General features: G+C 63.5%; 23 protein-coding genes. 9 read left to right on the plus strand and 14 right to left on the minus strand.

Annotated features, from left to right (window positions below; translation table 11 throughout):
• Positions 1-31: 31 nt before the first annotated feature.
• Positions 32-925, minus strand: coding sequence for an NAD(P)-dependent oxidoreductase (locus RPMA_RS26210; protein ID WP_211910615.1), 894 nt, complete (start codon positions 923-925; stop codon positions 32-34).
• A 251-nt stretch (positions 926-1,176) separates the two neighbouring features.
• On the opposite strand from RPMA_RS26210, the gene RPMA_RS26215 reads away from it, so the two are divergent.
• Entirely contained in the window at positions 1,177-2,169 is a 993-nt protein-coding gene (locus RPMA_RS26215) for an ABC transporter substrate-binding protein (RefSeq protein ID WP_211910617.1), read from the plus strand.
• 104 nt (positions 2,170-2,273) lie between these two features.
• Positions 2,274-3,968 (plus strand): dihydroxy-acid dehydratase, encoded by a 1,695-nt coding sequence (ilvD, locus tag RPMA_RS26220; protein ID WP_211910618.1) that lies wholly within the window; start codon positions 2,274-2,276, stop codon positions 3,966-3,968.
• Here the strand turns inward: ilvD and RPMA_RS26225 are convergent.
• The 3 genes from RPMA_RS26225 to RPMA_RS26235 form a co-directional block, all read right to left on the minus strand.
• Positions 3,965-4,780 carry a BKACE family enzyme gene (locus RPMA_RS26225; protein WP_211910621.1) on the minus strand — a complete coding sequence of 272 codons (816 nt, stop codon included), beginning with the start codon at positions 4,778-4,780 and terminating at the stop codon, positions 3,965-3,967. The two genes, ilvD and RPMA_RS26225, sit on opposite strands and share 4 nt — an antisense overlap.
• Positions 4,781-4,783: 3 nt before the next feature.
• Positions 4,784-5,128, minus strand: coding sequence for a RidA family protein (locus RPMA_RS26230; protein WP_211910623.1), 345 nt, complete (start codon positions 5,126-5,128; stop codon positions 4,784-4,786).
• Between the two features lie 98 nt (positions 5,129-5,226).
• Complete coding sequence (locus RPMA_RS26235; RefSeq protein WP_211910625.1) at positions 5,227-5,550, minus strand: hypothetical protein; 324 nt, start codon at positions 5,548-5,550, stop codon at positions 5,227-5,229.
• A gap of 154 nt (positions 5,551-5,704) precedes the next feature.
• Here RPMA_RS26235 and recQ point away from each other — a divergent pair, with 154 nt between their 5' ends.
• Positions 5,705-7,564, plus strand: coding sequence for a DNA helicase RecQ (recQ, locus tag RPMA_RS26240; RefSeq protein ID WP_211910626.1), 1,860 nt, complete (start codon positions 5,705-5,707; stop codon positions 7,562-7,564).
• Positions 7,565-7,773: 209 nt separating this feature from the next.
• On the opposite strand, the gene RPMA_RS26245 is transcribed toward recQ, so the two are convergent.
• Together RPMA_RS26245 and RPMA_RS26250 are read right to left on the minus strand one after the other, a co-directional pair.
• Positions 7,774-8,721, minus strand: a complete 948-nt coding sequence (locus tag RPMA_RS26245) for an ornithine cyclodeaminase family protein (protein ID WP_211910627.1) — start codon at positions 8,719-8,721, stop codon at positions 7,774-7,776.
• Between the two features lie 138 nt (positions 8,722-8,859).
• Positions 8,860-10,083 (minus strand): CaiB/BaiF CoA transferase family protein, encoded by a 1,224-nt coding sequence (locus tag RPMA_RS26250; protein ID WP_211910629.1) that lies wholly within the window; start codon positions 10,081-10,083, stop codon positions 8,860-8,862.
• Positions 10,084-10,412: 329 nt separating this feature from the next.
• On the opposite strand from RPMA_RS26250, the gene RPMA_RS26255 reads away from it, so the two are divergent.
• Positions 10,413-11,951 (plus strand): caspase family protein, encoded by a 1,539-nt coding sequence (locus RPMA_RS26255; protein WP_211910631.1) that lies wholly within the window; start codon positions 10,413-10,415, stop codon positions 11,949-11,951.
• Between the two features lie 18 nt (positions 11,952-11,969).
• Here the strand turns inward: RPMA_RS26255 and RPMA_RS26260 are convergent, their stop codons facing one another.
• Entirely contained in the window at positions 11,970-14,657 is a 2,688-nt protein-coding gene (locus RPMA_RS26260; RefSeq protein ID WP_249225432.1) for an autotransporter outer membrane beta-barrel domain-containing protein, read from the minus strand.
• Between the two features lie 59 nt (positions 14,658-14,716).
• Complete coding sequence (locus RPMA_RS26265; protein WP_211913864.1) at positions 14,717-15,334, minus strand: hypothetical protein; 618 nt, start codon at positions 15,332-15,334, stop codon at positions 14,717-14,719.
• A gap of 385 nt (positions 15,335-15,719) precedes the next feature.
• Between RPMA_RS26265 and RPMA_RS26270 the strand changes: the two genes are divergently transcribed.
• Complete coding sequence (locus RPMA_RS26270) at positions 15,720-15,920, plus strand: hypothetical protein (protein WP_211910633.1); 201 nt, start codon at positions 15,720-15,722, stop codon at positions 15,918-15,920.
• A 107-nt stretch (positions 15,921-16,027) separates the two neighbouring features.
• Here the strand turns inward: RPMA_RS26270 and RPMA_RS26275 are convergent, their stop codons facing one another.
• The 3 genes from RPMA_RS26275 to RPMA_RS26285 all read right to left on the minus strand — a co-directional run bounded on the left by RPMA_RS26275 (position 16,028) and on the right by RPMA_RS26285 (position 17,986).
• The gene (locus tag RPMA_RS26275; protein WP_211910634.1) at positions 16,028-16,513 is read right to left on the minus strand and encodes a cupin domain-containing protein; all 486 of its coding nucleotides are present in this window, start codon (positions 16,511-16,513) and stop codon (positions 16,028-16,030) included.
• Positions 16,514-16,536: 23 nt separating this feature from the next.
• Positions 16,537-16,917: an antibiotic biosynthesis monooxygenase family protein gene (locus RPMA_RS26280; protein ID WP_211910641.1), complete on the minus strand. Its 381-nt coding sequence runs from the start codon at positions 16,915-16,917 to the stop codon at positions 16,537-16,539.
• Positions 16,918-16,981: 64 nt separating this feature from the next.
• The gene (locus RPMA_RS26285; protein WP_211910643.1) at positions 16,982-17,986 is read right to left on the minus strand and encodes a zinc-dependent alcohol dehydrogenase family protein; all 1,005 of its coding nucleotides are present in this window, start codon (positions 17,984-17,986) and stop codon (positions 16,982-16,984) included.
• 158 nt (positions 17,987-18,144) lie between these two features.
• Here RPMA_RS26285 and RPMA_RS26290 point away from each other — a divergent pair, with 158 nt between their 5' ends.
• Complete coding sequence (locus tag RPMA_RS26290; RefSeq protein WP_211910644.1) at positions 18,145-19,065, plus strand: LysR family transcriptional regulator; 921 nt, start codon at positions 18,145-18,147, stop codon at positions 19,063-19,065.
• A gap of 122 nt (positions 19,066-19,187) precedes the next feature.
• On the plus strand, positions 19,188-20,339 hold the full coding sequence (locus tag RPMA_RS26295; RefSeq protein WP_211910645.1) for a serine hydrolase domain-containing protein: 1,152 nt from the start codon (positions 19,188-19,190) through the stop codon (positions 20,337-20,339).
• 126 nt (positions 20,340-20,465) lie between these two features.
• Here RPMA_RS26295 and RPMA_RS26300 read toward each other — a convergent pair whose 3' ends face one another.
• From RPMA_RS26300 to nthA, 3 genes are read right to left on the minus strand one after another with little or no spacing between them, the layout of a single operon-like run.
• Positions 20,466-20,864 carry a nitrile hydratase accessory protein gene (locus tag RPMA_RS26300; RefSeq protein WP_249225434.1) on the minus strand — a complete coding sequence of 133 codons (399 nt, stop codon included), beginning with the start codon at positions 20,862-20,864 and terminating at the stop codon, positions 20,466-20,468.
• Positions 20,861-21,520, minus strand: a complete 660-nt coding sequence (gene nthB / locus RPMA_RS26305) for a nitrile hydratase subunit beta (protein WP_211910646.1) — start codon at positions 21,518-21,520, stop codon at positions 20,861-20,863. Before nthB ends, RPMA_RS26300 begins: the two co-directional genes overlap by 4 nt.
• Positions 21,520-22,176 (minus strand): nitrile hydratase subunit alpha, encoded by a 657-nt coding sequence (gene nthA, locus RPMA_RS26310; RefSeq protein WP_211910647.1) that lies wholly within the window; start codon positions 22,174-22,176, stop codon positions 21,520-21,522. The genes nthB and nthA overlap by 1 nt, the downstream gene beginning before the upstream one ends.
• Before the next feature lie 165 nt (positions 22,177-22,341).
• On the opposite strand from nthA, the gene RPMA_RS26315 reads away from it, so the two are divergent.
• Positions 22,342-23,988, plus strand: coding sequence for an amidohydrolase (locus RPMA_RS26315; protein ID WP_211910648.1), 1,647 nt, complete (start codon positions 22,342-22,344; stop codon positions 23,986-23,988).
• Positions 23,989-24,017: 29 nt separating this feature from the next.
• Positions 24,018-24,602, plus strand: coding sequence for a hypothetical protein (locus tag RPMA_RS26320; protein WP_211910649.1), 585 nt, complete (start codon positions 24,018-24,020; stop codon positions 24,600-24,602).
• The last annotated feature ends 350 nt before the right edge of the window (positions 24,603-24,952 follow it).

The raw sequence follows: 24,952 nt of genomic DNA on the forward strand, positions 1-24,952 counted from the left end.
CATTGGCTCCAGGCGCGTCGATCACCAAACTTCATTCCTTCGGCGCGGACAGTTTGTAGATCTCCAGCGCGTCTGCATACGCGCCGCGCACCGCCTTGCCCATGCGGAATATCTGCGACGCCAGCGCGGCCATCGGCACCGGCGTGGATGTATCCTGCGCGACATCGACGACCGTATCGAGATCCTTCAACATCGTATGGATATGACCGAGCGGCGGCGAATGAATGCCCTGCGCCATGCGTGGTACAAATAGTTGCAGCGGGATCGAGTCGGCAAAGCCGCCCGCCAGCGCGTCCGGCAGGCGCTTGGCATCGATGCCCGCATTGACCGCCAGTCGCGTGGCTTCGGCGAGCACCGCCATCGTGCAGCCGACGATCACCTGATTGCAGAGCTTGGTCATCTGGCCGGCGCCTGTTGGCCCCATATGTGTGAAGTTACGGGCCATCGCCTTGATATAGGGCCGCACGCGTCCGATATCGGCTGCATCGCCGCCCGCCATGATTGCCAGCGTCGCCTCTTCGGCGCCTTTGGTGCCGCCCGAGACCGGCGCATCGATCCAGCCCATGCCGTTGGCTTCTTTCAGGCGGGCGGCGATCGACTTCGTCTTGTCAGGATGGATCGAGGAAAAATCGACGACCAGCTTGCCGGAGCCGTTCGTCCCCGCGAGACCATTGTCGCCGAACACCACCTGTTCCACAGCCGACGCGTCGGTCAGGCACATGAAGATCACGCTCGCCTCGTCGGCCACCGCGCGCGGACTTGCCGCTTCGCGTGCGCCGGCATCGACGAGTGCTTTCGCCTTGCCAGATGAACGATTCCAGACGGCGACGTCGTAGCCGGCACTCAGAAGACGTTTCGTCATCGGCACGCCCATCAGACCGAGGCCGAGATATCCGAGCTTTTCGTTGCCTGCCGACTGCGTCATGCCACTTACCTTTGTTTCCCCAGGACGTCTCGCATCCATGTCTGCGAGACATTTATGCCCCTGGATCGCGCTCTCGCAACGGACCGATGTCTATAACGATCGCGTGCCGAGCGCTGCTGCATGTTGCGCCACAGCACGAATGAATGTTGAGCATTGCACCCGCTTGCCAGACTATTTCAAGCATGAAAGGCTTCGTCCATGCGGGGGCTTCGATGGCCGACTGCGGTCATCGTCAGACGGAGTGAGCGGGCATGAAGCTGGTATCTTCGAAATGGCTGATGGCAGCGGCCATCGCAGCAGGCGCGTGGGGAAGCGCCGGCGCGGCGCGGGCGCAGGATATTCCGACCATCAAGGTCGGCTGGACCATCCCGGCCGAGGAAGCCAAATACTGGATGATGAAGCGTCCGGATCAGTTTCCGAATCTCGGCAAGAAATACAAGATCGAGTGGACGCAATTTCAGGGCACCTCGCCGATGACGCAGGCGATGGCCGCCGGCGCCGTCGATTGCGCCACGCAAGGCGTTCTGTCGCTCGCCAATGGCGTCACCGGCGGCAATCTCAAGGCCTATATCGTCGCGCAGCACGTGTTCGAGAAGCCGGGCGGCTTTTCGGTGTACTGGGCCGTGAAGGACGACTCACCGATCAAGACCATCGCTGATCTCAAGGGCAAGAATGTCGGCATTTCCGTCATCGGCGGCGGCACCTATGGTCCGTTCAAGATGCTGCTGAAGGGCGCCGGCGTCGATCCCGAGAAGGATATCAAGCTGATCGAGATCGGCTTTGCCGCGTCGGAAGATGCCCTGCGCCAGGGGCGCGTCGATGCCATCAACATGAACCAGCCTTTTGCGGCGCGCATGGAAGCCAAGGGCGGCACGCGCAAACTGTTTTCGCTGAACCAGGCGATGCCGAACATCGTGCATATCCTCGAAGCCTGCCGCGCCGATTTCGTCGACAAGAATCCCGAACTCGTCAAAATGTACGTCGCCGACATCACGCTCGGCATGAAGAAGGCCCTCGCTGATCGTGACGAGACGCTCAAGGTCGTCAACGAAACGCTGAAGGCGCCGATCCCGGTGCTGGAGACCTATCTGCTGAAGGACAACGACTTCGGCCGTGATCCCGGCGCCGCGCCGAACTTCCCGGCGATGCAGAAGATGCTCGATATCTATCAGGAGGCTGGCATGCTGCCGAAGATGGACGTGATGCAATTCAAGCATCCGACCATCGTGGCGCCGATCCAGTAACGCTGGATTGCCCATTACTGTAACATGACCGCCCGAGGCCACGCCTGATCGCGTGGCCTCGGTGCATTCACCCCGACGATAAAAGCAAGAAACGGACGACGCCCATGCGCAAGCTGCGATCCCGCGTTACCACCGATGGCCTCGACCGTGCACCGCATCGCGCTTTCATGCGCGCCATGGGCCTTGACGACGAGGCGATCGCGAAGCCGATGATCGGCGTGGTGTCCATGAAGGGCGAACAGACACCCTGCAACATGACCCACGACTTTCAGGTAGATGCCGCCAAGACCGGAATCTCCGAGGCCGGCGGCACGCCGCGCGAGTTCTCCACCATCTCCGTGTCCGACGCGATCAGCATGAATCATGAGGGCATGAAGTTCTCCCTGCTGTCGCGCGAGATCATCGCCGACTCCATCGAAGCGGTGATGCACGGCCTCGCTTACGATGCGCTGATCGGCTTTGGCGGCTGCGACAAGACATTGCCCGGCGTGATGATGGGCATGGTCCGCTGCAACGTGCCGTCGATCTTCATCTATGGCGGCAGTTCGCTGCCCGGCATGCACAAGGGCAAGGTACTGACCGCCCTCGATTCCTATGAGGCCGTCGGCGCATTCATGACCGGCGATATCGACAAGCAGGAGCTCGAAGCCGTCGAGCGCGCCTGCCTGCCGACTATCGGCGCCTGCGCGGGCCAATTCACCGCCAACACCATGGCCATGGTGTCGGAAGCGCTCGGCATCACGATGCCCAATGTTTCCATGATCCCCGGTGTCTATGCCGAGCGCGCACAGGTGGCGCGGCGCGCCGGGCGCCTGATCATGGAGATGCTGAACAAGCGTGGACCGCTGCCGCGCGACATCGTCACCCGCAAATCGCTCGAGAATGCCGCAGCGATCGTCGCGGCGACGGGCGGCTCGACCAATGCGGCGCTGCATCTGCCGGCGATCGCCAACGAGGCCGGGCTCAAATTCAGCATCGATGATGTCGGCGAGGTGTTTGCGCGCACGCCGCTGATCGGCAATCTGCGGCCGGGCGGCAAATATGTGGCCAAGGATGTGTACGACATCGGCGGCACCGCGGTGGTGATCCGCGCGCTAATCGAGAGCGGCCATATCGACGGCTCCTGCCTCACCATCACCGGCCGAACGCTCGCAGAAGAATATGGCAACGCGGCCAAGGCGGATGGCGAGATCATCTATGCCTCGGACAGGCCGATCATGCCCGATGGCGGCGTCGCCGTGCTGAAGGGCAACCTGTCGCCCGACGGCGCCGTGATCAAGGTCGCAGGACTGAAGAAGCTCGTTTTCGAGGGCACCGCGCGGGTGTTCGAGGATGAGGAAAGCTGCGTCGCGGCGGTGAAGGACCGCAGTTACAAGGAAGGCGACGTGCTCATCATCCGCAATGAAGGGCCGGTGGGCGGCCCCGGCATGCGCGAGATGCTCGGTGTGACCGCACTGATCTATGGCCAGGGCATGGGCGAGAAAGTCGCGCTGATCACCGACGGCCGTTTTTCCGGCGCCACGCGCGGGATGTGCATCGGCTATGTATCGCCGGAAGCCTATATCGGCGGACCGCTGGCGCTGGTGTGCGACGGCGACCGGATCCGCATCGATGCGCCGGCACGACGTCTTGACCTGCTGATCGACGATGCAGAATTTGCTGCGCGCAGAGCGGGATGGACACAGCGCCCGCCGCGGCATCGGGCCGGCGCGCTGGCGAAATATGCAAAGCTGGTGGGACAGGCGCCCGGCGGCGCCGTCACCCATGACGGCGGCGTGGAATGGCCGTGGTTTGACTAGAGCGCGGTTGCAGCCCTGAGGTCATCCGCCGTCGCGGCCTTGAGCCCGACGGCTTCGATGGCCGCGCGCGCGGCAGCGACCAGATCCTGGTTTCCCTTCGCGCGGGAGCCGTCCGGCAGCCACTCGTTGTTCTCGAAACCGACGCGGATATGGCCGCCGAGCAACGCACCGGCGGTCACGCAGGCGATCTCCTGCGCGCCGAATGCACACAAGCTCCAATGCGCGAAGGACGGCGCGTCCGGTGCGAGGAATGGCAACAGGTCGTTCGGGCTGGACGTCTGCCCCGCCGTGTAGCGGCCGAGCACAAACAGCACCGGAATGCGATCGAACGGGACGGCGCCGCGCTTTTGCAGGTCGGCAAGCCGGGCGGCATCTTGCACGTCGTAGAGAATGATCTGCGGGACGACACGCTCGCGTTTCATCCAGCCGAGCAGATCGGAGAACGCCGTCTCCTCACTTGCATCCGGCACCAATTCGCGCAGCGCCATGGACGCCGCTTCCGGCTTCACCGCCTGGATGACGGCACGCTGCTGCGCAGGCGTGTATTTGCCGAGCGCTTCGGAGGTGATCTGGATGACGAGTTGGTTACCCACCGCGCTGCGGATCGCCGCGATGGCGTCCGTATAGGCGGCGGCATCGAGCAGATGGCTGCCGTCGGGATTGCGCACATGGGCGTGGATCATCGCCGCGCCGGCATCGCGGCAGTGCGCGGCGACGACCGCCAGTTCTGCCGGTGTCAGCGGAACGGCGGGATGATCGACCTTGACCTTGCGGCCGCCGTTGGGGGCGACCGCAATGGCAACGGGGAGCATCGGTTACGGAATCGCGGCGATGACGGCGATCTCGACCTTGATGGCGGGGTCGGCGAGCTTCGATTCGACGCAGGCGCGGGCCGGGCCGACTTCAGGCACCCAGGCGTCCCAGACCGTGTTCATGGCATCGCGGTCATTGATGTTCGGCAGCCAGACCGTGGCGCTGAGGATGTTGTTCTTGTCGGTGCCGGCTTCCTTCAGCAGCGCATCGATCTTGTCGAGCACAGCCTTGGTCTGCGTCTTGACGTCGCCGCTGTAATCATCGGGCACCTGGCCGGCGAGATAGACGGTGTTGCCGTGGATGGAAGCCTGGCTGAGACGCTTGCCGGGACCGAGACGCTTGATCATGCAGAAGTCTTTCATGCTGGAACGTGGAAACGCCGCGACCTTCCCCGCTCACGCAACGGGCGTCAAGTGCGCTGGCATGTCTGCACGTGAGAGCAGCTCTATTCCGCGGCGCGGGCGCGCTTCACGGCGTCGTCCATCAGCGCTTTCGGCGCCGGCAAGCGCAGCCGGCGGCCGTGCTGCAGATAGAGCAGCGCGACACGCTTCGGATCGGACAGATTCCACAGCTCCACCGCGGGCAAACGCCCGAGCAGTTCGACCGGCGGCCGATGTGCGATCACATGGGCCAGCACGGACGTCTTCGGGCCTTTACGGAAGCGGCGACGGTTTTTGCGCGCAGCATTCTCGTTCGCCGCCTGCCAGCGGACGCGTGGCCGCGGCTTGCGGTTGAGAAGCCAAGAAAACAGGCGCAAAATGAATGGCATACGGCTTTTCTTTTGCCCGGTTGCGGCGCGGCATGTCTGCTCGCGCGTCCCCTTGTCATAGAACTTGCATTCACAGCGGTAAAGCGGCGTGATCAAGGCGGAGACCGCATTCCCTCGGTATACGCTGTCCGCGAATCAGGAATAGACCACCGCTATGTCCGTTCCAGGTACCGCGCGTAAATCGCCACCTCCCACCGATGCACTCGGAATCGACGCGCTTGCGCGGTTGAATACGGTATTCGGCCTGCCCGGTTTTCGCGGCGAGCAGGAGAAAATCGTCCGCCACGTGACCGACGGCGGTAATTGTCTGGTGCTGATGCCGACCGGCGGCGGCAAGTCGCTATGCTACCAGTTGCCCTCTCTGCTGCGACAGGGCTGCGGTATCGTTGTGTCGCCGCTGATCGCCCTGATGCGCGATCAGGTCGCAGGCCTGCTCGAACTCGGCGTCAATGCGGCGGTGCTCAATTCCACCCTGTCGTGGGAGGAAGCCAATGACGTCGAGCGACGCCTGCTCGCAGGTGACCTCGACCTGCTTTACGTTGCGCCGGAACGGCTGGTGAATCCGCGCTGCCTGGCCATGCTGGAACGCGCCGAGATCGCGCTGTTCGCCATCGACGAGGCGCATTGCGTCTCGCAATGGGGACACGACTTCCGGCCGGAATATATCGGCCTGTCGGTGATTGCCGAGCGTTTCCCGGATGTTCCGCGCATCGCACTGACCGCCACCGCCGACGATCTCACCCGCGAGGAAATCGCGCAGCGGCTGGGACTCACCGACGCGCCACGCTTCGTGTCCTCATTCGACCGGCCGAACATCAAATACGAGATCGTCGACAAGACCGGCGCGCAGAAGCAATTGCAGACTTTCATCAATACGCGACATCCGAACGATGCCGGCGTGGTCTATTGCCTGTCGCGCGCCAAGGTCGAGGACACCGCCACGGCGCTGACCAAAGCGGGCATTCTCGCTTTGCCATATCATGCAGGCCTCGATGCCCGCACGCGCGAGACCAATCAGGATCGCTTCATCAACGAAGACGGCGTGGTCATCGTCGCCACCGTCGCTTTCGGCATGGGCATCGACAAGCCCGATGTGCGCTTCGTCTGCCATCTCGATCTGCCCAAGAGCGTCGAGGCCTATTATCAAGAGACCGGCCGCGCCGGGCGCGACGGCAAGCCCTCCACCGCATGGATGGCTTACGGCCTGCAGGACATCGTGCAGCAGCGCCGCATGATCGACGAATCCACGGGCTCCGAGGCGTTCAAGCGCGTCTCCATCGGCAAGCTCGATGCGCTGGTCAGCCTGGCCGAGACCATCGACTGCCGGCGCGGACGGCTGCTGCGTTATTTCGGCGAAGAGACCACCGGCACGTCGTGCGGCAATTGCGACAACTGCGTCTCGCCGCCGAAAGTGTGGAACGGCTCCGTCGCGGCGCAGAAACTGTTGTCCTGCGCCTATCGCACCGGGCAGCGTTTTGGCGCGATGCATCTCGTCGATGTCCTGATCGGGCGGCTGACCGACAAGGTGAAACAGTTCGGCCACGACAAACTGTCGGTTTTCGCCATCGGCTCCGAACTCACCGAGAAGCAGTGGCGCGCAGTGATGCGGCAATTGGTGGCGCGCGGCTTTCTTTACGCTGATGCCGACAATTTCAACGCGCTGAAGTTGACCGAAGAGGCGCGCGGCGTGCTGAGGGGCGAGATAGAGTTGATGTTCCGCGAGGAGACCGGCGGCGCCGGCCGCGCGCCGCGCGCCAAATCGCGCCGCGGCGATCTCGCCGCACCGCGCAGCGACAATGCCGATGCGGATCTCGTCACCCGCCTGCGCAGCTGGCGCGCGGGCGTGGCGCGCGAGCGCAACGTGCCGGCCTATGTGGTGCTGCATGACGCCACCATCGACGGCATCGCCAGCGAGCATCCGACGACACTGAGCCAGCTCCGCGAAATCCAGGGCATCGGCGACAAGAAACTGGAGCACTATGGCGCGGATATTCTGGCGATCGTGAATGGGTAGATGCTCAGGAGCGGAGCGCTGATCTTCTCCCTCCCCGGAGCGTAGCGACTGGGGAGGGTGGCGCGGCGACGAGCGAAGCGAGGAAACGTGACGGGTGGGGTGTTTCCACAAGCACTGACGTCACGTGGTGAGAGACCCCACCCCGCCTATCGGCGGACCCTCCCCATTCGCTTCGCTCCGGGGAGGGAAACCACGAGCAGCCGTGCTGCTCACACGCCCATCACCCGCACGATCCAGGATGCGATCATCAGGTCCAGATGGGCGCCGCCGCCGTTCTTGTACAGCGTGATCTCATCATTCGACTGGCGCCGGCGGGCGTCCGCGCGCACGAGGTCGTAGAGATCGCCCAGAATGGTGTCGGCGGTGATGGCGCCCGAAGCGATCGGGGCGATCAGTTCGCCAATATGGAGCGCGGTCACGCGGCTGTCCACGAACACCGCCGCCTTGGCCATCAGCGCATCGTCGGCCTCGCGCATGTCGGCCTTGAATGCGCCGATCAGATCCACATGGGTGCCGGGTCGAACCCAATCGCCAGGGATCAGCGGCTGTCGCGCCATGGTGGCGGAGCTGACGATATCGGCCTCTCCAATCGCCGCCCGCAGATCGGGGACGGCTGCGATATCGACGCCGCGATCGCCGATCCCGGCAACGAGTTTCTGCGCCTGTTCCGGCCGGCGCGACCACACCGAGATGCGTTCGAGCCCCGGCAGCGCCGCCGCATAGGCTTTCACGAGGCTGGTCGCCACTGTGCCAGCGCCGACGATCACCAGATGCCTGCTGTCGGGCCGCGCGAGCAGGCTGGCCCCCAGCACGGAATCCGCTGCGGTCTTGAATTCCGTCACCAGCGTGCTGTCGACGATGGCGCGGAGCCGGCCGTCATCCTTGTCGAACACCGTCATCGCGCCCTGCACGGTCGGGATGCCGCGCGCCGCATTGGCATCCAGCACCGTGAAGGTCTTGGCGCCATATCCCAGCCCTTCGATATAGGCCGAGCGGCTCATCATGGTGCCCGTAGGCGGGCCGAGAAAGACATCCTTGATCTCGGCGGCGGGCAGATCATGGCCTTGCCGCAATGCCGTCACCGCCCCCGGCCAGTCCAGTCGCACGATCGTGGTGTCGTAACCGAGGAACGGAGGGGCAGGGAGTTTGCTGGTCATCGAATCAAAACACTTTCCTGGGCTTTGGCGCGCGACACAGGTCCAGCCTCGTCGCGCATATCATCCTGCGCCCAAACTCCGGCGCCGCTACGGAAGCCTTCCGCAGGCCGGCGCCTCTGTCAGATGCCCGCTACGGGGCTAGACAACGCCCTTCGTCCTGAGCGCGTCGATCTTGGCGCCGTCATAGCCGATGCTGGCCAGGATTTCATCCGTATTGGCGCCGAGCAGCGGCGGCGCGCGATATTCGGTGATGGGCGTGCCTGAAAACATCACCGGATTGCGCACCAGCGACAGCGCCGGATCGAAGGGGTGATCCGACGTCACGCGCATGCCGCGGGCCTGCACATGCGGATCCGAAAACACCTGATCGAAGTCATTGATCGGGCCGGACGGCACGCCGACGGCCTCGAGACGCTCCAGCCAATAGGCGACCGGCTGCTTCAGGAACAGGCCGGCGAAGATGGCCATGATCTCCTTGCCGTGCTGGACACGATCATTGTTCTTGAGAAAGCGCGGATCCTTGGCGAGGCCGGGATCGCCGAGCACTTCGCAGGTCCGCTGGAACTGGCCGTCATTGCCGTTGACGATCATGATCTCGCCGTCGGTGCAGCGGAACACGCCGGCGGGCATGCCGCCATTGCCCCAGGTGCCGCGGCGCGGCGGGACCTTGCCGTGAATGAGATAAGGCTGCAGCCAATGCGACAGCGAGGCGATCACCGTATCGAACAGACAGGCATCGATCTGCTGTCCCTCGCCGCCATTGGCGTCGCGATGATACAGCGCCGAGATCACGCCGATGGAGGTGTTGAGCCCGGTCATGTAATCGACGATGGAGGGACCGACCTTCATCGGGCCTTCGCCCGGCTCGCCATCGAGATGGCCGGTGACGCTCATGAGGCCGCCCATGGCCTGCAGGATCGCATCATAGCCGGCGCGCGTGGCATAAGGACCTGTCTGCCCGAACCCCGTGACGGAGCCGTAGACGATGCGCGGGTTGATCGCCTTGATCGCGTCGTAGTCGAGGCCGTAACGCTTGAGATCGCCGACCTTGTAGTTTTCCAGCAATACGTCGGCCGTCTTGACGAGCTCGCGAATGATCGCCTGGCCTTCGGGCGTTGCCACATTGACCGTGACCGACTTCTTGTTGCGGTTGGCGCAGAGATAGAAGCCATTGTCGCGCCGGCTGCCATCGGGGTCGTTCAAATAGGGAGGGCCGAAGGCACGGGAATCGTCGCCGGTGCCGGGGCGCTCGATCTTGATGACTTCGGCGCCGAGATCACCGAGCATCTGACCTGCGATCGGGCCGGCGAGCACCCGCGTCATATCGATAACCTTGATGCCCGAGAGCGGGAGAGCCGGCATGGATTCCTCCTGTGATGTTGCTTCGTCACATCCGCCACCGCGGACATGTCATGTGAAGAAAGCGCTTACAGGAAAATCACCCCGAATGCACTGCCACGCGAGCATGAGGGCCATCCCGTGCAGGCGGGCATACGCCGCGCTGCAACGGTGATCTCGCCAACACCGGTTCGCGCGATGGTTGATAGAAGCTATCGGCGTCGCCCGCTACGCAGGCCTGCGTCAGATCCGCTTCATGGAAACAATGGATGATATGTGCTTTGACTCTTCGGGAGAGTGCGCACCACACGACGCCGCGTGATTTCTCCTGACGGGATATAGCAAGGATACGCATGCATCGTTTTCAGCTTCTGCTGCCGCTCCTGATGAGCTGGCTCGCGATCACGCATTCATCGCCCGCATCTGCGATCAGCGCCGATGCCGCCTGCACGCAGAGCAACGATGCCGATGTGAAGATGAAGGCGTGCACCGATCTCCTGCAGGGTGGTCGGCGGCTGTCGGCGCCCGACCGCGCTAAATATCTCGCTTATCGCGGCTGGGCTCACACGCAGAAACAGGACTATCACGCCGCATTGGCCGACCTCGACATGTCGATCACGCTCGATGATCGCCAGTTCGGCTCGCACGGATCGCGCGCGGGCATCCACCGTGTGCTCGGTTCACTCGACAATGCGCTCAGGGATATCGATGCCTGCATCAAGCTCGCACCGCGTTTTGCACCTGCCCGCACGGTGCGCGGCGACATCCTGCGTGACAAGGGCGACACCGACGGCGCGTTAAAGGAATACGACGCCGCCCTGAAACTCGATCCCACCGAGCTGAGCGCCTATACGAGCCGCTCGGTGACATACCGCATCATGGGGCGCCCGCAGGACGCCCAGGCCGAGTTGATGCGCGCGCTGGCGCTCGACAATCGTGTTGCGGAAATCTACGTCGCGCAGGGTCAGCTCGCCGAGAGCAACCATGACATCGCCAAGGCTCGTGAAGCCTATATGCGTGCGCTCGAACAGCCACGCACGATCCGCTTCACCAACAAATCCGGCAGCCCCATCATCGATGCTGCGCGGCAGCAGAAGATCGCGGCTGCCCGCCTCGCGGTCCTGAACAGCGAGCAGCAGAACGTTGCCGCGTCGCCAACCGCATCGGGGCAGAAGCTGGCTCTGGTGATCGGCAACGGCGCCTATAACGTCGCCAACGCGCTCCCCAATCCGCCGAGGGATGCGCGGCGCATCGCGCAGGAACTGCGCAGCATCGGCTTCGACACCACGGAAGGCATCGACATGAGCAGCGACGCGATGCGTCGCGCGGTGCAGGACTTTCTGGCGAAGGCGCCGCACGCGAAGATCACGCTGATCTTCTTTGCCGGGCACGGCATGCAGATCGACGGCAAGAACTATCTGGTGCCGGTCGATGCGCAGCTGGCGAGCGGCAAGCGCGTCACCGATGACATGATCGATCTCGATTTCATCATGGCAGGGCTGGACGACAAGCTGCGCGCCAATGTGATCGTGCTCGACGCCTGCCGCGACAATCCGTTTGCATCCACGACATCCGTTGCGTCCGGCGCCGGCCGTTCGGTCGCGCTGCGCTCCGGCCTCGCCCCGCAATCCGGGCTGAGCAGCGGCGGCACCCTGGGCGCAGGGACCCTGATCGCATTCGCTACGGCGCCTGGCCAAGTCGCACTCGATGGCGAAGGCGCCGGCAGCCCCTTCACGCTGGCGCTCGCGCGCCACGTCAATACGCCCGGCCTGGAGCTGCAGCAGATGCTGACACGGGTGCGTTCCGAAGTCGTGGCCGCGACCAAAGGCAAACAGGTGCCGTGGTCGAACTCGTCGCTGCTGGGCGAGGTCTATCTGACGGCAGCGCCCTGAGGTCAGAATGGGCTGTCGTCACCAGCTGTAGCGCAGCAGCCCCTTACCCGCGTAACTGCGCGCAACATCGGAGAACTCACCTTCGAAGCTCGTAGCGGCCGACCAGCCGTTCATCCACGCCATTTCGGCCGACGCCGTCGTCAACGCGGCGTTGCGCGCCTGCGTGGCGCCGTTCACGGCAAAGCTGGCGCCGGGCAATGCCTGGAACGTCGCCGCGATGGTGCGATCCGTGTTGTAGTCATGCGCCCAGGCGGCGCGGCCGCGCAGCGTGAGAATGGCATCGGCCAGTTCGAACGACTTGTCGCTGCGAATGCCGAGTTCGCTGCGCGTCGCCGTGACGGTCTTGCCGCGATTGGCGAGTGCGAATGTCGTGGCGCCGCCGGTCCCGGTTTCGGCATAGGACGGCAGGTCGAACGCGGTCACCTGTGCGGCCGCATAGGGCGTGAGGCCGACGCCACCGAGCCACGATGCGACCACACGACTGCCCGCCTCGATGCGGCCGGAATAGCTGTTCGCATTGAACTGCGCGAGCAGGCGCTCGAAGCCCGCAGCAGCGACCACGCGTTCGGTGCTGACATCCTGCCAGCCATAGGCAGCAGCCGCAGTGACGTAAGCCGAACCGATGGCGTGACGCACGAAGGCGCCGGCCTGGAACAGGTCGGAGCGACCGGCGCCACCGCCATTGACCGAGAAACTGGTGCCGCCGCCGGCCAGCGAAAAGCCCGCAATGGTGTTGGGCGAGAACCAGTGGTCGGCGCCGATCGCGGTGCCATAGATGCGCGACGTGGTGTCGCTCGATCCGGTGACCGCGCTGCCATCGGTGCCGCGCGAGCCGCCGAAGCCCGCGACCCAGACGTTCCAGCGTTGCTGGAAAGCCGGCGCAGACGGTGGCGCCTTGCGATGCATCGACGCAAAGGCATCGGTCCGGCTCCGCTTGCCGGCATAGGCCATGGCGTCGTCCGCATAGGGCGCAGCACCGCCTGCAGCGACATCACGCCCTGCCGTGAAGGGATCGCTCATGACGCCCATGAAGAGGTTCATCGCATCGAATGCGGTCTGCTGACTGCCGGTGCCGAGTTCACCGGCGGCCTGCGTCAGACCCGCCGCATTCAGCCCGCCGAACACCAGCGGAATGCCGCCGGTGCGATTGAAGACATCCGTCAGCGAATTGGCAACGGCTTGCTGGTTGCGATTGAGACTGCCGCCGAAACTCGGATCGAAATTCAGCGTCAGGTTGAGATACGCATTGTTGGGATCGTAACTCAGGGTCGAACTGAAGTTCGACGGCAGGTCGGTGTTGACCTGCGCGCCGAAGGTCCCGCTGACACCGAGGGTCGCATTCAGGATCGTGTATTGCCGGGCGACGTAGCTGCCGGGCGCAAAACGGGCATTGACCGTGGCGTTGCCGAGCGTCGCCGTCCCGATGACATCGACGCGATCGGCATTGGTCGGCGAGACCTCCACCATGTAGCTCGATGCCGCCGTCAGCGAGAGATTGCCCTGCACCGTCAATAGACCGATGGAATTACCCGGCGACAGCGTGCCGCCATCGATGGTGGTGTTGCCAACGATGCCGTTGCCACCGAGCGTGCCGCTGGCATTGACGGTCGTCATCGACGACGAAGCGATGGAGCCATTGACGCTGAGCGTGCCGGCATCGACGATCGTGGTCCCGGTATACGCATTGGCGCTGGCGAGCGTCAGCGTCCCCGTGCCAGTCTTCGTCAGGCCGCCGGTGCCGGAGATCGCGCCAGCAAACGACGTGCTCGTATTGTCGCTGCCCGCCGTCAATCGCGCAGAACCGAGCGACACCGCGCCGGCGCCGGCGAGCGAACCGACCGCATTGGCAAAGCCATTCAGATCAAGCGTGCCGGCAGCGACAGTCATTGCGCTATCGCCGCTCAAGGCGTTCGTCGCCCCGGCGCGCAGAGTACCGCCATTCACCGTGGTCGCGCCGGAATAGGTGTTGCTGGCCTCCAGAGCCAGGATGCCTGCACCCGTCTTGATGAGGCCACCGGCACCGGAAATGATGCTGCTTGCCGTGACGTTTCCTGCCCCACCGACGGTGAGATCATGTCCGCCATTGGCGAGGCCACCATTCAATGTCAGCGAGCCTGCATCCGCATTGATACGAGATGCCGATTGAAGCGTGATCGCGCCACCATAAGTGTTGATGCCCGCGATATTGCGCAGCGCGCCATCATTGGCCACGCCCATCCCGTTCAATGTCAGCGCTTCGGTGAAGATGGTGATGCTGCCTTCGACCTGCAAAGCCGCGCCTGCAGCAACAGTCGTGCCGGCGCCTGTCGAACCAAGCGCAGTGCTGTTCTGAATATTGAGCGCGCCAGCAGTGATCGTCGTGAGACCAGTATAGCTATTATTGCCTGTCAGGATCAGCGTGCCGGCGCCGATTTTTTCAAACGGTTTCGGTCCGAACGGCGGCGAGGCCGTGGTCTCTGATATGGTACCAGTCAGCGTTGCGCTTCCTGACAAGACCTGAAACTGGACGGCGGCTGACGTCAGATTTATCGCGTTTGCTATGGTGACATTCGCCCCAAAGCTGATGAGCGCATCGCCAACCCGCAATGTCCCCGATCCGAGGGCCTGATTATTCTCCAACGCCAGCGTTCCGGCGCTGGCGATGGTGTCGCCTGAATAAGAGTTCGCGCCTGAAAGTGTCAGCCTGCCATTGCCGACCTTGGTCAAGCCACCACTGCCGTCGATCTGACCGGAGAAAGCCGTGTTCGTATTGTCGCCACCAGTCGTCAGAGACGCCGCTCCCAGCTGGACAAAGCCTCCCCCTGCCAGCGAACCGATGGTTTGATCGAAGCCGGCCAGATTGAGCCCCCACCAACCGCGACACTGACCTGAGCGCTTGAGCCAAAAGCGCTGGTTGAACCGGCATTGAGCGTGCCGCTGGCGTAAACGTCTGCGCGACTGAACGCATTCGTGCCGCTTAATGTGAGTTCGCCACCGCTGACGGAAATCCCCGCGCCGGTCATGTTGTTTGAGATCGAGTTGATCCCAGAACTGTTGGTCACATTCGTGCCGGCGCCGTTGAAGTTCACGGCCGCACCGGTCACGGTGTAATTGCCACCGCTGAAGAGCCAGGCGTCCGGTGTAATCGGCCCTGCTCCGATCGTGACGCTGGCGCTTCCGCCCCCGCTGAACTGAGCCGAACTTCCCGATGCGATCGGTGCAACCCCCGGTGGACTGGACCAGTTGGTGTCGGTGCCATAAGCCGAGGTCGTCGTGCTTGAGCCTGCCCCACCCCAGACCGCCTGGCCATGCGCACCGTTTGCGAGCAAGAGCGGCAATGTGACAATTGCAGTGCCGGCAGCAAGCGCACGCCGCGAAAAGCGGCCATAAGCAATATCGGACATTCCCAATAACGGCATTTGCGCCGCCCCATTCCCTCACGGCGGCAATTGCCGTGGCCTGTTTGCGAATCGCTCGATGTCCCGAGTTCTCAATGCTTCAAGGCTTGCGAGAACGTGGTTAACCAGACGTTAATCGCCGGCCTGGGCACCTGCGTCGTCTCGTCATCGGTGGATGCGCAGCAGCTGGCCGGATCTGAGAGAGGCCCCGTGGTGCGCGTTCGTGCATTCCGGCCTCGCCCCGATCATGGCGCCCGTGTGGCCGGCCGTTGGCGATGAAACAAAACTCTGCCGGGAAGAAACAAATCTCTGCACGGACGCCATCGGCTGGAAACTTGCCGGGTCTAGAAACAGCCTCAACAAGTCGCCGCGGAGACGGCAGGAGGCCGTTATGAACAACCACTCGATCCACAGCGCAGACCGCAGCACGCATCTGAAGATCGTCATCGTCGCACTCGTCGCCGGCATTTCCGTCGCGGGTTTGGGCATTGCCGCCCGCCTCGGCACCAGCGATAGCACCCAGACCGCGCGCGTGATCAAGGCCGGCCAGCCGACCGCCTTCACAAGCTCGACCACATCGACGGTGCGTTGAGCTTATTCGCCAGGCACATCATCGCATCGCAGCCCGGCGGTTGCCCTCTCGCATTCCCTATCTATCCCCTGCAGGCGCAGCGATGCGCCCAAGAGCAGATCGGAGGACTAGTTGGTCTTGCCGAATTGCGGCTCCTCAGGCTTGACGAAGTTGTTGCCGCTCGGCCCGTAGCCGGTGATCTGGATCACGGCCCCCTCTTCGCGTGTCCCATCCCAATGCACCTTGCCAGCGGGATGCACCATGTAGCCCCCGGTCTTCATCGGAATCGCCTTGCCCGGTTCGAAAGCCTCACCCGTGCCGGTGTACCAGGTGCCTGACAGCACCACGACATGACGATCCTCCGGGTGCTTGTGCGGCTTGCTCATGATGCCGGGCGGCCATTTGATCCGCAGCACATAGATGCCCTGCTTTGACGGATCGCCATACATCGTCGCGACTTCGACGCCGACACCGAACGGATTCTTCCAGACTTCCTCGCCCTGATTGATGCGGACGAAGCCCATCTCGTCCGTGGCGCCTTGCGCACCAAGGCTGGGACATGCGATCGCTACCGTCACGCACGCAGCTGCAAGTACACGACGCATGGTCATCATCTCTGCCTCCCCCGGATATGTTCTTATCCAGACAGGCTATGATGCGCACGCGCCGTTAGCAACGACGGCAGTGCAGCATCGCCAGACGCGTCTTCATCCTGGACCGCACCTAGTCGCGTTGCGGTCGGCACATGGATCACAACTGGCTCGTCCACGAGAAACGGTCCTAGCACTTCCATGAATTCGGTGTGCGCACTGCTCGGCTCAAAATGCTCCGTGTGAGCCGCGAGGTCGCGCCACGCGACTTCCAGAAGGTAGAAATCGTCGTGGTCTGCCGTGGCAACGAGCCGGTGCCAGACATGACCTTCTGCACGAGCGAGAAGTGGCGCGACACGGGCAAACGCAGCTTCAAATCCCGCATGGGCATCGGAGCGAATGCGTAGGATGGCGAGTTCAGTGATCATGTATCCTCCCGGATGAAAAATTCCCCCGCTTCCTCATGGGAAGCGGCGGTTTATAGGGCGGATTTCAGCGTCGGGATGGCAGCGCGACGGTCTCTCCGACAACGTCGATCGCAACCTTGCCGCGGAGTCCACGCGCGCTGCCGTTTTCCAGCAGCTCATGCGCCTCGCCCATGCGGGCCAGCGGCAGCACCGCACCGATGACGGGCTTCACGAGGCCCCGTTCAATCAGATTGGTGAGCGCATCCAGCTTGCCCCTGTTCTGGCGCGTGAAGACAAAGTGGTAAGCGGCATTCTTGCCCCAGGCCTCGACGAGATTTTGCGGCTGCTTGATGTCGACGATACTGACGACACGCCCGAAGTCGGCGAGGACCAGGGGGCTTCTGGTCAGTGCGTCACCGCCGATCGTATCGAACACAACATTCACCCCGCGCCCTCCGGTAAGCGTCGCGACGGCATCAACGTAATCCTCCGAGCCGTAATGGATCACCTCATCGGCCCCCAGGCCGCGTACGAAGTCGTCGTTACGGGGGCTGGCCGTCGTGATCACCCTTGCGCCGATCGCCTTCGCGATCTGGATCGCGATGCTGCCGACGCCGCCTGCGCCGCCATGGATCAGGACGGTCTCGCCGACACCAAGCTGCGCCCGGGTCACAAAGGCTTCCCAGACCGTTCCGCCCACGAGCGTCAAGCTCGCTGCTTCCAGATGGCTGATATTCCGCGGCTTGCGTCCCACCAGGGAGACATCGGCGACATGTTGCTCGGCGTAGGAGCCGGCATGGCCGAAGATCTTCGGCGTGTAATAGACCTCGTCGCCAGCGGCGAACTCCGTCACATCAGAGCCCACTTCCGCGACAACGCCCGAGATATCGTGCCCGATAATCGCGGGAAGCGGCACGTAGTCCGCATAGTCGCCGCGGCGAATTTGGTAATCGAGGGGATTGATGGCCGTGGCATGGATGCGCACCCGGACCTCGCGAGGACCGACGGCCAGAACGGGAACCTGACGCAGCTCGAACGCACTGCTGTCGCCGAACCTCGCCAGCACGACCGCTTTCATTGTGTCGCTCATCTCAGAACTCCTTGTTGCAGAAGTTCATTTGGCTTACAAAGAAAAGGAGCAGTACCCAGCGGAAACCCGAAGCATCTTCAATGAATTTTTGAAAGACGCCTCCACGGGGCCTCGATGTACTTATCCGGGTGTCAGGGCCACGACCTCAACGGACAGCGATGGATCTCGACGACCTCACCCTTTTCGTGCGCATCGCTCGGCTGGACAGCATCAGCGCCGCTGCACGCGACCTGAACATCACGCCGGCCACGGCGAGTGCCAGGCTCTCCGCCTTCGAGAAACGTCTCGGCGCACGCCTGTTACACCGTACGACCCGGCAAACGACGCTGACAGAGGATGGTCGGGCCTTCCTGCCTCATGCTGAAAACATCCTGGATGCGGCAGCGGCCGCCCGCGCAGCGCTGGGGCGCGAGCAGGCGTCACCGCGCGGGACACTGCGTGTCGCAGCGCCCTCCTCGTTCGCACGTATGCATATCGTGCCGGGCCTGCCGGACTTCACAGCGCGATATCCGGACCTCAAACTCGACCTACGCATCTCCGACAGCATCGTCGATCTCGTCGAAGGAGCATTCGATATTGCGGTCCGATATACCGAGCCCAGCGATTCCTCTTTCGTAGCGAGGCGCCTCGCCCCGGACCGACGTGTTGTCGTGGCATCACCCGACTACGTCGCACGCCGTGGTCGACCAGAACGGCCCGACGATCTTGACGCCCACGCATGCCTGGCCGTTGGTACCCTCGACGTCTGGACATTTGCGGGCGCAAGCGGCGAACCGATCGCAAAACGCATTGCGCCCGTTCTGCGTATCAATGACGGCGAAGCCGTGCGGGATGCGGCCTGCGCCGGACTGGGCATTGCGCTCATGGCGACGTGGTGCGCCGCTGATGAACTCCGCTCCGGAAAGCTGGTCCCGATCCTTTCACATCATCCGCTGGTGTCGACACAAGCGCTTTGGGCACTCTATCCCAGCTCACGCGAACTCGCGCCGAAGGTGCGTGTCTTCATCGACTGGCTCGTGGCCCGTTTCGGCCCCGAACCCTATTGGGACAAGGGGATCGAACACTTATCCTTCGGTTAGGATGTCGTTTCGCCCAGCGCAGCTGCGCATCGCAGCCATCGCACGCGGGCGGTCGACACGCTCACGTCCCTGTTTTATTCCCCATGCGGGCGCAACGATGCGCCGGATGAGCAGGTAGAGCCTTGACCGACACAGAATCCCGCGCCGACCGCGACGCCATTGTCCGTTCCTATGCCGGCAAGTCGATACCGGGCGAGCATCAGCGGACCTTTGTCACGCCGGAGATGAATTTCGCCACCCGCACCGTCAAGGCCGGCGCACCGGCGCGGCCATTGACCTATGGCAATCGCCCGCTGCCGGATTTTCCAATTCCATGGAACGGCGCGACTTACGACATCTACGACTATGTCTCGCGCAATCGCGTCGCCGGCCTGCTGGTGATGAAGGATGACGAGGTCAGGCTCGAACATTACGACCTGGGCATCACCGATCAGACGCGCTGGCTGTCGATGTCGATGGCAAAGTCCTTCAGCACCACGCTGGTGGGCGCTGCGATCCAGGACGGCTACATCAAAAGTGTCGATGAGCCGCTGACGACCTATCTGCCGGAATTCAACGGTACCACGTTCGACGGCGTGACGGTGAAGACGCTGATGCAGATGACATCGGGCGTGAAATGGAGCGACGACCAGACCGACGCCAACTCCGAACGCCGGCAAATGCTGGAAATCCAGATCGCCCAGCAATCCGGCGCCGTGATGCGCTACATGGCCGAGCGCCCGCGCGCCGCCGCACCTGGCACGCAATTCTGCTACTCCACCGGCGACACCCATGTGGTCGGGGCGCTGGTGAAGGCCGCGACGGGGAAATGGCTCAGCGATTATCTGTCGGAGAAGATCTGGTCGAAGCTCGGCATGGAGCAGGACGGCGCGTGGTGGCTGGAAGCCAAAGGCGGACTCGAAGTCGCAGGCAGCGGCTTCTTCGCGACCTTGCGCGACTATGCCCGCTTCGCGCGCTTCATTCTCGACGACGGCGTGATCGATGGTGAACGCGTGCTGCCGGAAGGCTGGATGCGCGAGGCAGGCTCCGCGCGGATGATCAGCGGCAAGCGCGTCGATTACGGTTACATGTGGTGGATCGTGCCGGGCGCGGATGGTTCGCTCGACGACGGCGCCTTCACCGCGCGCGGCATCTTCGGGCAGCTGATGTATATCAATCCGAAGCAGCGCGTGATCTGCGTCGTGCTGGGTTCGCGCTCGAAGCCGCCAACCATGATCAATCCGGCGGTATCGGACAATGCGTTCTTCAATGCGCTGGTGGGCGCGGTGGCTTAACTCAGTTGTCGTCACCCGACTTGATCGGGTGACCCAGTATACGCTGCAATGGCTGAGTTTACTGGATCGCCCGGTCCTGGCGCGCAATTGCGCGCACGGCCGGGCGACGACAGACCGAGATTGAACTTAAGCGAAATCCCCCGGCTCAAGCGCGATCGGCTGCCCATGCGGCGTCCGATCTGCCGCATGATCCCAGGCATCGCGGTAGCGATGCAGGTCATCACGCGTGGTTACGCCCTTTTCGGCGATCAGGTTTTCCAGCGTCGCCAGCCAGTGCCGGTAATAGGTCTCGCCCATGTCGGGATCACCATTGGCCTGCGCGCGCTTGATCTCGGCAGACAGTGCCGCCGCCCATTCCGCCCAGGTGAAGACGCCACGCTCATGCAACGTCACCGTCATGGCGAAGGCCTGCGCCTCCCAGGGAGCGTTGAATACGGGACCATCGATGTCACGCGGGATGTTCGGGACGGACGCCACCGCGACAATGGCCGCGGCGCGCTCGCTGGTGGTCACGCCGTCGGTCACGATACCGGCTCCAGATAGGAATCCCACGCATCGACAGAGACGCTCGCATCGGGATCGCCATCCGCGCCCCACAGCTCAAAGCCGTCGAAACGGACTGTGTAGAGCCATTGCGGCGCTTCGCCCTGGCCCATGGCATTGCTGTCCGGAAATACATGGGCACCGTGCAGCAGTTCGATGGTGCCGACATGGCCGCGCACATAACGCGGCAGGCGCGTATGCGTGGTCGGCGCCATCACCTTGGCACGAACGCGATCGCCGACGGCAAAGCGCGCGGGCGCATCGATCTTGCGCTCGGTGGGGCCGCCACGGCGCAGCATGGCATCGACTTCATCGGGCTTCAGCACCGGCACATTTTTATGCGGCAGCAGCACCTGGCCGCTGTCGAGCTCCTCGCGCGAGACGAGGCCCCGCTCCTCGAGCAGTTTCTCGACGCCGCCGAGCCAGACTTCATAATAAGTGCGGTTGAGATAGTCGCGCGGCGAGCGGTTCTCGCGGGCATAGCGCGACATGTCGATATTCCACTGGCCCGGCTTTGCCGTCGCCAGTGTGATTGCCATCATGCGGCGCTCCCACTCGCCATGGAAGATCGGCTCATCCACTTCGGGCTCGACTTTGCCGAAACCCTGATGGCCGCCCATGTCATGCGCGCCGTCCATCACGCCACCTCTGCCGGCTGCAGGGCGACGCCCGTGCCGATCATGCTGTCGCGGCTGACCAGATCAGCGAGTTGCTCCTCGCTCCAGCCCTCGGTGCCCTCCGGGCGCATGGGGACGACGAGGTAGCGGATCTCGGCGGTGGAATCCCAGACCTTGATTTTCGTCTCCTTCGGCAGCGAGACGCCGAAGTCATCCAGCACGCCGCGGGGATCGCGCACCGCCTTGGAGCGGTAGGGCGCGGCCTTGTACCAGACCGGCGGCAGGCCGAGCACCGACCACGGATAGCAGGAGCACAATGTGCACACGACCATGTTGTGGGTGTCGGGCGTGTTGACGACTGCGACGATATGCTCGCCCTGGCGCCCCTCATAGCCGAGTTCGGCGATGGCCGGTGTCGCGTCCTTCAGCAACCGCGCGTAAAAAGCGGGATCGCTCCACGCTTTGGCGATGACGCGGGCGCCGTTGCGTGGGCCAACCTTGGTCTCGTAGGTCTGGATCAGCTCATCCAGCGCTGCGGGATCGACATAGCCCTTCTCGACGAGAATGCTTTCCAGCGCGCGCACGCGCAGCTCGGTCTCGGACAGCTCCGAATGGTCATGATCGTGGCCGTGGCCATGATCATGACCGTGATCGTGGTGATGGTCGTGACCGCTCATCGTCGGCGTCTCCAAATTCAATTGGCGAATCCATCACAGAAGCGACGCACAGGCAACACGCCACGCGGTGCCAAAACTGCAGGCGCTCCATGCCCACTATGCAATCTTGCGGCACGCCGGGAATTGCGTCATTCGCCTGATGTCAATGACGACGGAAGGTACAAAATGGACAAGCCCAGCCTGATCCTCACCGGCGGCCGCATTTTCTGCGGCCTGCATGACGGTTTTGCCGAAGCGATTGCATTGCAGGGCGACCGCGTGCTCGCCACCGGCAGCGCGGCGGAGATCGCGGACATGGCTGGCCCCGACACCCGCGTCATCGAACTCGCCGGCCGCACCGCTGTCCCCGGCCTCAACGACGCGCATATGCATCTGCTGCCGCTCGGCCTGACCATGACCGAGATCAACCTGCGCCCGGAGACCGGCGCCAATTCGATCGGCGAGATCCTGCGCCGCGTCGCCGAGAAGGCGAAGACCATGAAGCCCGGCGAATGGATCAATGGCCGCGGCTACGACCATTTCGAACTCGATGAGCGCCGCCACCCCACCGCGGAAGAACTCGACCAGGTGGCGCCGAACAATCCGGTGTACCTGAAACGCACCTGCGGCCATGTGGCCGTGGTCAACACCGCCGCGATGCGCGTCGCCGGCATCGGCCACAACACGCCCGAGCCCGATGGCGGCATGATCGAGCGCCGCGACAACAAACTGACCGGCCTGCTCGCCGAACGCGCGCTGCGCCTGATCGTGGATGCCGCACCAAAGCCAAGCGCCGAGCGCCTGCGTGAGGCCATCGACCGCGCCGGCCGCTTCATGGTCGAACAGGGCTTTACGAGCGTGATGGATGCGGCCGTCGGCATGGCAGCGGGGATGGACGAGATCGACGCCTATGAGGATCTCGCGGCGAAAGGCACGCTGCCGATCCGCACCTGGGTCTGCATCTATGGCAATACCGACGGCATCGGCGATCAGGCCCATGCCGCCGGCTATCGCTTCGGCCGCGAGGTCGGCAAGCTCCGCTACGGCGCCATGAAAGTGTTCGGCGACGGTTCGGCCGGCGGCCTCACCGCGGCGATGAGCGAGCCCTATCTGGTCGGCGATCCCGCCAATCGCGGCATCTTCTGCTACACCGACAAGGAGATGCACGATTTTCTCGCGCATTATCACCAGCTCGGCTACCAGCTTGCCATCCACGCCATTGGCGATGCCGCCATCGAGCAGGTGCTGTCGGGCATCGAGAAGGCTTCCACCGAAGCCAATCCGATTCTCGGCCGCCGTCACCGCATCGAACATTGCGGCTTCCTCTCGGACAGCCAGATCGCGCGCATGGCGGCATCGGGCATCGATCCCGTGCCGCAGCCGGTCTTCATGTATGAATTCGGCGATCTCTACATCACCAATCTCGGACAGGCGCGCACCGACGTCGCCTATCCCATGCGCAAATGGTTCGATGCTGGCCTGCACCCGGCCGCAAGCTCGGACGCCCCGGTCTCCACCACCGACCCGTTCAAGAACCTGTTCACGATGACCACGCGGATGTCGAACCGGCACACTGTGCTCGGCGAAGCGCAGAAACTGTCGATGGCGGAAGCGATCCACGCCTACACCTATTTCGGCGCCTATACGCAGTTCGCTGAAAACAAGATGGGCCGCCTAGTGCCGGGCCAGCTCGCCGATATCGCGGTGCTGAGCCACGACGTATTCACGATCGCCCCGGAGCAGGTGGAGAAAGACACGCGCTGCGACCTCACGATCCTCGGCGGCGAGGTGGTCTATGATCGCCTGGGCCAGATCGCGACGGCGGCGGAGTAGCAGGACTCGGCAAACCGCGAGGTTGCAATGTGAGTGAGCGCATCGTCGAGACGGCCATTGCATCCATTATGTGGGCGCTGGTCGAGCGCTATACCGGGAAGGTCGGCTACAAGGGCGCGGTCAAGGCCGAGGGCCTGTCCTTCGAGCCGCCGGTGATCGATTGCTCCGGCTGGGCCGGCCTGCTGCTGACATCGGCGATGCAGGCCGCCAACCACGCGGCACAACGCACGCTGTTCACCGCAGAGCAATGCGCCGGGATCAACACCTGGTCGGATCGCATGATCGAGGTGATCGAAGCCCGCACCGGTGTCATTCTTGCGGGCGACGCGATCAGTGCCGATACGCTTCCGCCCTTCGCGCTGATCGGCCTGTGTCAGGAAGGCGGCGCCTGGGCTACCAACCATCCGCGCCCGCGCGGCATCACCCATGTGGTGCAACTCGTGCGCCGCCCGGGCGACGATGCGGTGTTCGTCTCGGAAGCGCAGGGCTGGGCCGCGCCCTTCGGCCTGCGGCTGCTTCCGCTGGCAGAATGGATCGAGATCACCCGCCCCTGGCTCACCATCGACAAAGCATGGGCGGTCGATCCGTTTGCGCCAACGCGACACGCATGGTGATGATATCGCTAATGCCGGTGATCGGCGCTCGCCCATTCATGCCTGCGCGACGGTCACTTCCTGGATTTGCGAGGCATCGTGACGCCTCGTCGAATGATATACTCCGCGTCGGCTTTGCATGTGTCGCAATGGAAGCGACGGATTTCGTCGCCGTCCAACTGACTGATGGCAACGAGGCGACGGCGGTCGGCACAGACAGGGCAGGAAACAAGGCTCTCGGACATTTCCTCTGATCGTTATTCGCGTGAAACACGCCGGTCAGTATCGTGAGGAACTCGCCCTTGTCTGTCCGCTAGCGGGCAAAGCGTACCTTTTGCCATCCGAAAGGTGGCAAAAGTCCACCGATTAGT

The sequence above is a fragment of the Tardiphaga alba genome, from assembly GCF_018279705.1.
Taxonomy (GTDB): Bacteria; Pseudomonadota; Alphaproteobacteria; order Rhizobiales; family Xanthobacteraceae; genus Tardiphaga; species Tardiphaga alba.

Coding starts and splice junctions, on each gene's coding strand:
- RPMA_RS26235 (WP_211910625.1), bottom strand. CDS start 5,550: ATGCCATTCATTTTGCGCCTGTTTTCTTGGCTTCTCAACCGCAAGCCG.
- RPMA_RS26215 (WP_211910617.1), top strand. CDS start 1,177: ATGAAGCTGGTATCTTCGAAATGGCTGATGGCAGCGGCCATCGCAGCA.
- RPMA_RS26250 (WP_211910629.1), bottom strand. CDS start 10,083: ATGCCGGCTCTCCCGCTCTCGGGCATCAAGGTTATCGATATGACGCGG.
- RPMA_RS26265 (WP_211913864.1), bottom strand. CDS start 15,334: ATGTCCGATATTGCTTATGGCCGCTTTTCGCGGCGTGCGCTTGCTGCC.
- RPMA_RS26290 (WP_211910644.1), top strand. CDS start 18,145: ATGGATCTCGACGACCTCACCCTTTTCGTGCGCATCGCTCGGCTGGAC.
- RPMA_RS26230 (WP_211910623.1), bottom strand. CDS start 5,128: ATGATCAAGCGTCTCGGTCCCGGCAAGCGTCTCAGCCAGGCTTCCATC.
- nthB (WP_211910646.1), bottom strand. CDS start 21,520: ATGGACGGCGCGCATGACATGGGCGGCCATCAGGGTTTCGGCAAAGTC.
- RPMA_RS26285 (WP_211910643.1), bottom strand. CDS start 17,986: ATGAGCGACACAATGAAAGCGGTCGTGCTGGCGAGGTTCGGCGACAGC.
- RPMA_RS26280 (WP_211910641.1), bottom strand. CDS start 16,917: ATGATCACTGAACTCGCCATCCTACGCATTCGCTCCGATGCCCATGCG.
- recQ (WP_211910626.1), top strand. CDS start 5,705: ATGTCCGTTCCAGGTACCGCGCGTAAATCGCCACCTCCCACCGATGCA.
- RPMA_RS26255 (WP_211910631.1), top strand. CDS start 10,413: ATGCATCGTTTTCAGCTTCTGCTGCCGCTCCTGATGAGCTGGCTCGCG.
- ilvD (WP_211910618.1), top strand. CDS start 2,274: ATGCGCAAGCTGCGATCCCGCGTTACCACCGATGGCCTCGACCGTGCA.
- nthA (WP_211910647.1), bottom strand. CDS start 22,176: ATGAGCGGTCACGACCATCACCACGATCACGGTCATGATCATGGCCAC.
- RPMA_RS26225 (WP_211910621.1), bottom strand. CDS start 4,780: ATGCTCCCCGTTGCCATTGCGGTCGCCCCCAACGGCGGCCGCAAGGTC.
- RPMA_RS26210 (WP_211910615.1), bottom strand. CDS start 925: ATGACGCAGTCGGCAGGCAACGAAAAGCTCGGATATCTCGGCCTCGGT.
- RPMA_RS26270 (WP_211910633.1), top strand. CDS start 15,720: ATGAACAACCACTCGATCCACAGCGCAGACCGCAGCACGCATCTGAAG.
- RPMA_RS26245 (WP_211910627.1), bottom strand. CDS start 8,721: ATGACCAGCAAACTCCCTGCCCCTCCGTTCCTCGGTTACGACACCACG.
- RPMA_RS26315 (WP_211910648.1), top strand. CDS start 22,342: ATGGACAAGCCCAGCCTGATCCTCACCGGCGGCCGCATTTTCTGCGGC.
- RPMA_RS26275 (WP_211910634.1), bottom strand. CDS start 16,513: ATGATGACCATGCGTCGTGTACTTGCAGCTGCGTGCGTGACGGTAGCG.